General features: G+C 62.8%; 10 protein-coding genes. 8 read left to right on the top strand and 2 right to left on the bottom strand.

The window, feature by feature from the left end; all coding sequences use genetic code 11:
- Nucleotides 1–231: hypothetical protein (locus tag GOOTI_RS26550; protein WP_217997298.1), on the top strand; the 231-nt coding region annotated here is incomplete at its 5' end.
- 906 nt (nucleotides 232–1137) lie between these two features.
- Here the strand turns inward: GOOTI_RS26550 and istB are convergent.
- Together istB and istA are read right to left on the bottom strand one after the other, a co-directional pair.
- On the bottom strand, nucleotides 1138–1926 hold the full coding sequence (istB, locus tag GOOTI_RS21275) for an IS21-like element helper ATPase IstB (RefSeq protein WP_007240674.1): 789 nt from the start codon (nucleotides 1924–1926) through the stop codon (nucleotides 1138–1140).
- The gene (gene istA, locus GOOTI_RS21270) at nucleotides 1923–3434 is read right to left on the bottom strand and encodes an IS21 family transposase (RefSeq protein WP_007240673.1); all 1512 of its coding nucleotides are present in this window, start codon (nucleotides 3432–3434) and stop codon (nucleotides 1923–1925) included. The genes istB and istA overlap by 4 nt, the downstream gene beginning before the upstream one ends.
- Before the next feature lie 751 nt (nucleotides 3435–4185).
- Here istA and GOOTI_RS26320 point away from each other — a divergent pair.
- The 7 genes from GOOTI_RS26320 (at nucleotide 4186) to GOOTI_RS21235 (ending at nucleotide 8677) form a co-directional block, all read left to right on the top strand.
- Nucleotides 4186–4422, top strand: a complete 237-nt coding sequence (locus GOOTI_RS26320) for a hypothetical protein (RefSeq protein WP_007240672.1) — start codon at nucleotides 4186–4188, stop codon at nucleotides 4420–4422.
- Nucleotides 4419–4862 carry an Aca2/YdiL-like domain-containing protein gene (locus GOOTI_RS21260; protein WP_007240671.1) on the top strand — a complete coding sequence of 148 codons (444 nt, stop codon included), beginning with the start codon at nucleotides 4419–4421 and terminating at the stop codon, nucleotides 4860–4862. The genes GOOTI_RS26320 and GOOTI_RS21260 overlap by 4 nt, the downstream gene beginning before the upstream one ends.
- A gap of 163 nt (nucleotides 4863–5025) precedes the next feature.
- Nucleotides 5026–5772 (top strand): type 2 periplasmic-binding domain-containing protein, encoded by a 747-nt coding sequence (locus tag GOOTI_RS21255; RefSeq protein WP_007240670.1) that lies wholly within the window; start codon nucleotides 5026–5028, stop codon nucleotides 5770–5772.
- A 91-nt stretch (nucleotides 5773–5863) separates the two neighbouring features.
- On the top strand, nucleotides 5864–6841 hold the full coding sequence (locus GOOTI_RS21250) for a hypothetical protein (RefSeq protein ID WP_039994532.1): 978 nt from the start codon (nucleotides 5864–5866) through the stop codon (nucleotides 6839–6841).
- Nucleotides 6842–7318: 477 nt separating this feature from the next.
- On the top strand, nucleotides 7319–7690 hold the full coding sequence (locus GOOTI_RS21245; protein ID WP_007240668.1) for a type II toxin-antitoxin system RelE/ParE family toxin: 372 nt from the start codon (nucleotides 7319–7321) through the stop codon (nucleotides 7688–7690).
- The gene (locus GOOTI_RS21240) at nucleotides 7687–7989 is read left to right on the top strand and encodes a helix-turn-helix domain-containing protein (RefSeq protein WP_007240667.1); all 303 of its coding nucleotides are present in this window, start codon (nucleotides 7687–7689) and stop codon (nucleotides 7987–7989) included. Before GOOTI_RS21245 ends, GOOTI_RS21240 begins: the two co-directional genes overlap by 4 nt.
- 145 nt (nucleotides 7990–8134) lie before the next feature.
- On the top strand, nucleotides 8135–8677 hold the full coding sequence (locus GOOTI_RS21235; RefSeq protein WP_007240666.1) for a hypothetical protein: 543 nt from the start codon (nucleotides 8135–8137) through the stop codon (nucleotides 8675–8677).
- Nucleotides 8678–9000: the final 323 nt, after the last annotated feature.

The raw sequence follows: 9000 nt of genomic DNA, 5'->3' as shown, positions 1-9000 counted from the left end.
GCGGCGGGTGGCGGCTGCGACGGCTGGTGGCTGTCGGGGCTGGTCGGGTGGGTCCGCGGCGTTGGGTGGGAGGGGGACTGTACAGCCCTCGGGCGGTGGGCTGCTCGCTGCTGGCTGGGATTGGTGAGTGCCGGTGGTCGTGGCGGTGGGCCAGTGGCGGCCCCCTCATTGGAGGGGACGAATGGTGTGCGCGAGGGTGTCGTCGGCGGCGGTGTGGTCGACGGCCGCTGACGTCGAGGCAGGCCCATACGCAGGCCTTGCAACGAACAGCAACTTCACCGCTGACGCCGCAGTTCGGGGAGGGGACTGTACAGCGGTGGGCCGGGGGTGACGGCGGGCAGGCGGCCGTGCGGCAGCTCGAGCAGCTTGCGATTCCTTTGCGGGATGGCAGCGCTCTGTTCAGGGGACGAATACTGTGCCCTGTTGGGCGGTCCGATCCGCAAGGCGACCGCGGCGAGCTCGCGGTCGACGCCACCGGCCTGGCAGGCTGCCCGGGTCCTGCTGCGTGCATCGCCGCACGCAGGGATGTGCGGCCGAACATGACGGATGATCCGGGGACCAGACGGCCCGAACTGGTTGAGTGTTGGACACCCGCACTGCGACGCGAACCAGCCCACGATCGTCGTCGCCCCCGGGCGGTCGGGGCCTGGCGGGCTGCGCAGTCCGTGCCCCCGTTGCGGACGTGGGGGCGTGCTCGGTGGCGCAGCTCGGCGCCGGCGGCTGCCGATCTGACCATCCGACCGTCACCGCGTCGCTGTCCGCCTCGCGAGCCGACCGTGATCGTCAACGGAATGCGTGCTTGCGGCCCTGGCGCCGACCGGCGCCCGCCACCAAGCGCGGGCTCTACCACTGCTTTAGGGGGACATAGTTGACGCAAGTCCCTCTGGTTCAGCCGTCGGCGCGGCGGTAGCGTCACACCTCACCACGACGAGAGAAGACACGCATGGGTGCGCGAAGGAATAGCGAACTGACAGCGCTCGAGGCATGGGCGGCCCGACGCGCGAAGTACCCCAGCACCGCGCACTGTTTGCACCCGGCCTGTGTGAACAGCTGCGACTACGCGTTGGCGCGTGTCAACGGCCAGTTTGATGTCCCCGCTGGTGGCCAGGTAGAAGTCCCCACCCTGTGCGGGATGTTCTAGGTGGGTGGTACCTCCGTTCGGTGTGTCATGCGGTAGGAATCGCCGTCGGTGATGACGATGGTGGCGTGGTGTAGGAGCCGGTCGAGGATGCTGGCGGCGGTGGTGTGTTCGGGCAAGAATCGTCCCCATTGTTCGAAGGGCCAGTGACTGGCGATCGCGAGGGAGCGGCGTTCGTAGGCGCCGGCGACGAGCCGGAACAGCAGTTGGGTGCCGGTGTCGTCGAGCGGGGCGAATCCGATCTCGTCGAGGATGAGCAGGTCTTGGCGTAGCAGGGTGTCGATGGTTTTGCCGACGGTGTTGTCAGCCAGCCCGCGATACAGGGTCTCCACGAGGTCGGCGGCGGTGAAGTACCGCACTTTGTGCCCGGCGTGCACTGCGGCGATCCCCAGCCCGATCAGGGTGTGACTCTTACCCGTTCCGGCCGGGCCGATCAGGACCAGGTTGTGTTGGGCCCGAACCCATTCCAGTGAGGACAGGTATTCGAAGGTGTTGGCCGGGATAGAAGATGCGGCCACGTCGAACGATTCCAGGGTTTTGGTGACCGGGAACCCGGCAGCTTTGAGTCGGTTGCGGATGTTGGAGGCATCACGGGCGGCGATCTCGGTTTCCACCAGGGTCCGCAGCACTTCTTCGGGTGTCCACCGCTGGGTTTTCGCGGTGAGCAGCACCTCGGGGGCGCTACGGCGGATCGAGGCCAGCTTCAATCGGCGTAGCGCGTGGTCGAGATCGGCCGGTAGTGGCGGAACTGTTTGGGGTGCAACGGGTTGCGATGTTGTGGTGGTCATGAAACCTCCTTGTCACCGGTGCCGAGCTTGTAGGCATCCAGCGAGCGGGTGGGCGCGGTTGGCAGGTGGCCCAACAGTGCTGTGCCGGCCGGTCGCGGGTTGGGGGTGCCGGCTCCGGCATCGAGGATCGAACGCACATCGGCGGCCTTGAACCGCCGGAACGCCACCGCCCTGGTCAGAGCGGTGAGCACCTGTTCGCGGCCGTGGGAGGTGACCAGGCCGAGGATGTCATCGAGTTCACCGCCCAGGCGGGTGTTGCCGATGGCTGCAGCACCGACCAGGAACTGCTCAGCAACCTCACCGAGATCGCAGAACTGTTTCTCTACCGCAGTTTTGGGCCGTGGTGCACGACTGGGCGGTGTGCGTGGCCCCCCGTAGTGGTCGTCGTTGAGGACGACCTCACCAGGTGCGGCCAACAGATGATCGGCGACCACCTCACCGGAGGCGGATTCGGCGATCAGAAGCCGCTCACCGTCCTGGATGAGGGTCACGGTGGTGCCGATGAGCCGGTTGGGCACTGAGTAGCGGGCCGAGGCATACCGAATACACGAGAGGCGATCGACCTTACGTGCGACCGGCGGTGGACCGACCTGAGCACGCAGAGACGGCAACGCCGACAACACTTCTCGTTCCACATCGAGTTGCTCAGCAGGCACGCACAGGGTGTCGCTGTGGCGGCGGGTGTTGACCTCGACACACCAGTCCCGCGCGGCCCGGTTCGCTACGTGCACATCCAGCTGCACGTCGTCACGACCAGCGGCGATCTTGGCTTCGGTCCACAACGGTTGCGCCAGGTCCGACTGCGCGTACCCGCAGAGGTTTTCCACGATCCCTTTCGATTCCGGATCGGCGCCGTGGCAGAAGTCCGGGGCGAACCCGTAGTGGGTGGCAAATCGCACATACGTGGGGGTGGGTACGACGACATTGGCGACGACTCCACCTTTGAGGCAGCCCATCCGATCAGCGAGTACCTTGTTGGGCACTCCACCGATCTCGTCCAACGCTTCGGCGATAAATCCGAGTGTGGTGGTAGCTGTTTCGTTGGTGGCGAACCGAACGAACCGCCACCGCGAGAACGCCAAAACCGCGCAGAACATGTGCAACCCGCCGATCACGGCCCAATCGATGACCAGGTAATCGCCCGGAGCCCACACTGCCGGACGACGCCCACGATGATGATCACGGCGCCACTGTGTTTTCTCCTGGGCGACGAGACGACGGAAGTTACGGGCCGAGCCCTCATAGCCCGCGGCACGTGCTACCGGCAGCAGGCGCTTGGCAGTGATCCGGCCGCGCGACCGCTCGACTCGCTCAGCGACCAACTCGGCGACCACATCGTAGTTGCGGGCCCGTCCCTTGCGATCAGGTGGCTGATCGTCGGCCTCGAACCGATCGACCACACGCTTGACGGTCTTGTGGGTAGTGCCGCACACCTCGGCGGCAGCGCGATAGCTTCCGAGTTCTCGGTAAGCAGAAATGATGTCCATACGGTCCTTCGCAGACTTCAATGGAACTCCCAGGCGGTGATAGTGAACGGTTGGCACCTTCACCGTCATCGCCTGGGCCCTCAGTTCCGGGTCGACACGACGAACACAGGGTGGGGACTTTTATCTGGCCACCAACGGGGACCTCGACCTGGCCACCAGTGGGGACTTTCTCATGGCCATGGACAGCGCGAGGTCGCCGCCAACTGTTCTGTTCGCCGAGATGCGCCAAGGACTATTCGGCGCAACGGCTATCGCTGGTCAGCGAGATCAGGGACATAGAAGCTGCACTGCAGGCGGCCGCCAGCCCGTATTCCGCCCTGGCGACCGAACTCCGCCATCACCACGCACACGCTCGATGGCTTCTCGCACGCTTCGGTGGACTACCCTCGACCAGCCCACCCGACTGCGACGCACACACCGATGGCGCCAGCCGCTGAGAACGTGGCCGCGCCCACGACATCAGCACCACACATAGGCGTTCGCCGATGCGGCCCGGGCACCGCGCAGCACGTCGCCCGCATCGGCTGACCGACGCGGCGTCACCGCCCGCCGGCGACGGCGACGAGCTCGCGCGGCACACTCCACCACCCCGCAGGGCGGGGACTGTACGACCGCCCAAGGCACTGGATGCCGAACCACACGCACCGGCGGGGCGAACCATTGGTTCGCGCTGTCACAAACCACCACACCCCACACTGTGTGGGGTATTGTTGATGTCGTTGAGAGTCGCGGGATTATTAGCCCCGACCACGAAATCCAGGCGGAAGACATCATGACAACCACCACACAACGCGCCGCCACCCAAGCACGGCACGACGCCTTCACCTCCGGGCGGGTATGCCGGTGGAAACGCCTCGGCGGAGAGTGGTTCATCCACGGCGTCGGCCTCACCGAAGGAGACATCGTGACCATCGAGAAACGCAACGGCGGGACGATACAAGAGGTCGTCGGCGCGATCGTCAAACTACTCGACGACGGCACCCAGATCGCGCGAGTAGGACAACTATGACCATCCACACCGCGACCGCTGAGCGGATGTCAGGCGCCGAGCTGCAGATGATTCGCGAATACCTCGGCCTCACCGGCAGCGACCTCGCAGAGATGCTTCGGGTGCGAGCAGACACAGTGCGCGCCTGGGAGACCGGCCGAGACCCGGTATCGTTCCGTGCCCGCGACGAGATCGCGGACATCGCCAGAACAACCCGCGCCACAGTCGACGAGCTCGTGACCCGACTTAAGAAGACCGACAGCACCCGCACCGTCGAGATCTACCGCCGCGACCACGACTTCCACACCGCCCACCCCGAACACGACCACATGCCCGCACGCTGGTGGCGCCACGTCGCCGCGCGAGTCACCGAACAACTGCCCGACGTCACGATCGTCAAGCACCCCCTGACGCGATCCGCAGACGCGCACGCAGATGGCGGGGACACATGTCGAGGATGACAGATCGTGGGAAGGAGTCGCTGGGGACAGTACAGTAATGACTCACTTGGCTGCGCATGACTGTCGCGGACACGATAACGCCGCGCAAATCCCGAGCGTGGCAACTTCCTTCTACCGCAGTGCTCGGCGATCGACAACAACCCTGTTACCCAAGAGAGAATCGATGACCAACGCCAACGACGACAACACGCATGACGGAAAGATCTGGTCGGGCAAGGCAAACAAGCACGGCCCAGAAATCTCAGCAGTGCGAAAGCGTGGTTTAGCACAGCAACAGTGGGAGCTCCTCAAACCGTATCTCTTAGCACTCGGGTACACCCTCCCCATTGGAGGTGCTGCGCTCAACCCAGACGGAACGGTATGCACCATGCAGGATTTGCAAGCGGGCATGGACGCGGCAACGGATCTATGGAATCGCGCGATGTCGACGCCCACCGGAGAAGACCGGACTGAGATCATCGATCTACTTACGGAACTTGCCGCGGTAACTGTTGCGGCTGGAATTGATGAAGCACTCAGCTCTACGGGTCTAATCGCCTATGCCGACACCCCGCCCTCCTCTGATCTAAGCGAACCGACAAGGGTGGGACTCGTCGGCGGATTCAGTCGGGCGACTGTGGACCATTGGCTTCGCCGCAACGGATCAGCCCCACGGGCGTGCACGTCGACGCCGTGGGTGAAGAGCAGTACCACACTAACCGCCAATCAGATCGCGGCAGCGCGCGACCTGGTTCCACTAGCCCGTAGAGGTAGGGCCGCCAGTGACCAGTCGGACCGCTGGTTTTTCGGCAGGTTCGGCAGTCGAGACACGGCCATCGGTGCCGCGGTATGCGTTGCCGCCATCGCATCGGACTGGTCCACCCGCACTGGTTTGCCTGTCGCCGAGATCATGCGCGACAACCTGGGATAACAGGACGGAAGCCCAGCGGGCACATTAACGACGAAGAGATTGGGGGGAGCTTTCAGTGGGACGTCGAAAACAGCAATGGTCCATCTACGCAATGCCTGCATTGCGTTCAGCTCTGTCCGCAGGCTTCACCGCTGATCGCGACCGGTACGCCGACGTGCTTGCCGATGCCGACATCACTATCGAGGAGGCCGAAGATGACGACATTTTCGCAGCGCTCGATAGCCGGTACGACGCTGAGCAGCAGATCGCGGATAGTAGAGATTCGCTGAGGGACGTTGATGCTGCGGAGCTCTTCTGGGTGACCAAGCGAATGGTTCGGTTCACGGCAGCGGCAGCACAGTCACTTCCTGACTGGACACCAACAGAGGCCGCTCCATCACTCAACGGTCTTGTCGCCTTCGCTGAACCTGCCGGGTCGATACCATCGACCGAGTGGGACGAGACGCCGCTTGTTGGGGAAACGGTTGTCCAAGTCCCTTGGGATGGGATGGTGTGGTCGGTTGACGATCTGACGGGCAATCTCCGCGTTGCGACCCTCACACGTCAACCTTCTGCATCCGGGGGCAACCCTGCTTGGGACGGTGCGCCGCTTACGCCGGTCCACATCTATCACTTCGATGCTGATGCGCTCACCTCGACTGCGGATGAACGCACCCAGCGTGAAGATGGCGGCATCTTGTCCTTCATCGGTGCGATGTGGCTCATCATGAGTCAACCGTCAACAGCCCAGGTCGCCCACGAAACGGCACCTATTCCACACAGAAAGAATGATGACCCGCCAGTACCTGGACCGCCCCCCCGCCGACAAACAGCGGATGTCAGCATCATTGACGTCCACCCCCAACAGCAAGAACCGTCCGAGCGCGAAACTGGTGGCTCCAACAACAGCCGATCTCGGCGACAGTACCGACACCGATGGTGGGTACGCGGACACTGGAAGCAACAGGCATATGGGCCGCATCGCTCATTGCGCAAGCCGATGTACATCTCAGCTTTCGTAAAAGGACCCGAAGACAAGCCCTTCATGAAGGGCCGTGTTTATGTACTACGTGACGGCGAAGCGCCTTAATCTCCCAGCCGCCCAACGGGTTAGCTCCCAGAAACCCGCGCTCCATCATCGCCGCGTGCGCGTCGCCGACGGCTAGCCGACGGCACACGCGTGGAACAAGATCGTTCAGCACTCATACGCGACACCAACACTGTCCTCTACCGAGGAGACCCTATGTCTGCCTATACCGGTGACTGCTGAGATGCAGGGAGGTTGAACCAGTTGTGCATCAATCTGCACCAGCGCGCGGGTCGGCGACCAGGGATTATCGAGATCTTCTGGTGCAACTACCGGTGCAAGTGGAAATCACGGGGAGCGGGTCACCGACAGCGGACACGCCCCACAGGCAGTTTGATGTCGGTGGCGCCGACCGCCACTGACATCGAATGCGGCTACCAAGGGTCCACGAGTAGCGATCGAGACTAACTTCGTCGTTCTGGAACTGTCCAGATCGGGGGACTACCGCAGGCTATACTGGTGTCGATATACCTTGTAGGTGTGTCAAACAAGCAGCAACCCGAAGCGCCTATCGAGTGGGTTGGATCGTCGCTGGAGGATCTTCGAGACCTCCCGGCGGCAGCTAGACAGGACATCGGATATCAGCTTGAACAGATTCAGTTCGGCAACGACCCAGACGACTGGCGTGCGATGCCGGGAGTCGGTGCTGGCTGCCGAGAAATTCGCGTCCGAACCGCCGACGGCGCGTACCGAACGTTCTACGCCACCAAGTTCGACAACTACGTCTACGTGCTGCATGTCTTCACAAAGAAGACGCAGACCACCACTCAACACGACCTAGCAATCGGAAAAAAGCGCTACTCACAGGCCCGTGACATTGCCCGGCACCGCACAAACAAGGAGAACCAATGAGCGTTTGGGATGACATTATGGACACCCCCGCCGAAGCTGAAAACATGCGCGTCCGTGCAGCTTTGATGCGCGCAGTGCGCGAACGCATCGGCGCATTCGGCTGGTCACAGACCGTTGCCGCCGCCAACCTTGGCATCACCCAACCCCGAGTCTCTGAACTCATGAACGGCCGCATCTCAAAGTTCAGCCTCGACGCGCTCGTCACGCTCGCAGACCAAGTCGGGATCCATGTCGCGATCGTCGCCGATTCCGGCAGAGACGCTGCCGACTATCCGATCGGTTCCGGGACTCACCACTAACATCACAACTCGCCATCCAGCGACAGGCACCGCCACGTCACCATCAGGGATCGGCGGACGCACACTCGCTCAGCACTGTGATGAGCCGCGTGGACAGGCGTCAATACCTATTGACGCTTCTAGTCACTAGGTGTTGACTAGCGTCATGAATCTTTCTCCAGCGCTGCTGCGCGGTGGCAACGCCCTCGACAATCTTCGTCCGCTGACAGAGTCGGAGGCGGAGCTGACAAAGGATGAACCGCTCGCTTCCCTCGGCCAGTATTACGTCCTGTGGGCAGACAGTGGCTGGCACGCAGAGGAAGTTGCGTACTGGTATCCGGTCACAATGCACATGTCCGTCGCTCCGGACTTAGCTGCCACACTGCGTGACTCAGGCCTGACTCGTGCTGACGTTCAGGCCGCCATCGACGGCTCCTGGTTCGTCGCCGCATCTAAGCCCGACGAGGTCCTTCTCATCGGCAAGCCAACGAATGATGAACGCCGACAGTTGCAGGATGAGAGACAGGCGCTCGCTCTGGCGAACTACCTCGTCGAGTACCACGAGAGGGCCCAACACAGTGCGTCACGTCAACGAGTGCTGCTACTGCGAGAACTACTGAAAGAAGGGCGAAGTCAGCCGTTACTCGCGCAATGGATCGGCAAGACTAAGCAACGAGTGTCGGCAATCCTCAATGCAAATCCGCGATGACATGACGGCGCTGGGCCAGGCGAGGCCACTGCTCGGCGCTGTCCGGAATCGCTGTGTTGTATCGCAGCCTGATCCGTTTTGAGATGCAGGGAAGTTGAACCAGTTGTGCATCTATTTGCACCAGCTTGCGTGTCGTTGGCCTGGTCATTTTCGAAACTTCTGGTGCAAATACCGGTGCGAGTCGAAATCACAGGGCAAGGGTCGCCGATAGCGGACACGCCTGACGGCCGGCGACCGTTGTCGGCGGCTCCGACCCTCGCTGAGAACGCGCGCGGACCCAAGGGGTCTCCGAGAAGATCGAGGCCTGAGCTCGTGTTGCCGAA

Source organism: Gordonia otitidis NBRC 100426 (assembly GCF_000248075.1).
GTDB lineage: Bacteria > Actinomycetota > Actinomycetes > Mycobacteriales > Mycobacteriaceae > Gordonia > Gordonia otitidis.
The sequence above is the reverse complement of the archived record's forward strand: the minus strand, read 5'-3'. Positions and strand labels throughout refer to the sequence as shown.

Bases quoted from the DNA above. Each gene is read 5' to 3' on its own strand.
- GOOTI_RS21240 (WP_007240667.1), top strand. From the start codon at position 7,687: ATGAGCGTTTGGGATGACATTATGGACACCCCCGCCGAAGCTGAAAAC.
- GOOTI_RS21235 (WP_007240666.1), top strand. From the start codon at position 8,135: ATGAATCTTTCTCCAGCGCTGCTGCGCGGTGGCAACGCCCTCGACAAT.
- GOOTI_RS21255 (WP_007240670.1), top strand. From the start codon at position 5,026: ATGACCAACGCCAACGACGACAACACGCATGACGGAAAGATCTGGTCG.
- istB (WP_007240674.1), bottom strand. From the start codon at position 1,926: ATGACCACCACAACATCGCAACCCGTTGCACCCCAAACAGTTCCGCCA.
- GOOTI_RS26320 (WP_007240672.1), top strand. From the start codon at position 4,186: ATGACAACCACCACACAACGCGCCGCCACCCAAGCACGGCACGACGCC.
- GOOTI_RS21250 (WP_039994532.1), top strand. From the start codon at position 5,864: ATGCCTGCATTGCGTTCAGCTCTGTCCGCAGGCTTCACCGCTGATCGC.
- GOOTI_RS21260 (WP_007240671.1), top strand. From the start codon at position 4,419: ATGACCATCCACACCGCGACCGCTGAGCGGATGTCAGGCGCCGAGCTG.